Origin of the sequence: Kitasatospora putterlickiae (genome assembly GCF_039527695.1) — a bacterium.
Taxonomy (GTDB): domain Bacteria; phylum Actinomycetota; class Actinomycetes; order Streptomycetales; family Streptomycetaceae; genus Kitasatospora; species Kitasatospora putterlickiae.
On the sequence record NZ_BAAAKJ010000559.1, the window covers coordinates 1 to 344 of the forward strand.

Here is a 344-nt window from a genome sequence, read left to right on the forward strand (position 1 = left end):
GCCCCCAGGCGAAGGCGAGCGCCAGCGAAGCCGACCGCCCCCAGGCGAAGGCGAGCGCCAGCGAATCACCTCGGTTCGTCGCGGCGGGGGAGGCCGCCGGCGGCGAGGGCGCCGAGGGCGCCGGCGAGCAGGCCCCAGCCGGCGGCCAGTGGGATCAGGGTCCACAGGTACGGGTCGAGGGTGAGGGTGCCGCCGGCGAGGGCGGTGGCGGGGCCCGCCGGGGCGAGGGCGGGGCCGAGGACGGAGTTCAGGAGGTCGCCCAGGCCGCCTTCGCCGAGGCCGACGCCGAGGACGGAGAGGCCGTAGTCGGCGGAGACCCTGGTCCAGACGCCGACGAGCAGCAC

The 344-nt window shown here is 78.2% G+C and carries 1 pseudogene; it reads right to left on the reverse strand.

Features of this window, described 5'->3' with window-relative positions:
* Positions 1–65 precede the first annotated feature (65 nt).
* Positions 66–344: pseudogene (locus tag ABD308_RS39330) on the reverse strand (hypothetical protein); the annotation flags it as partial.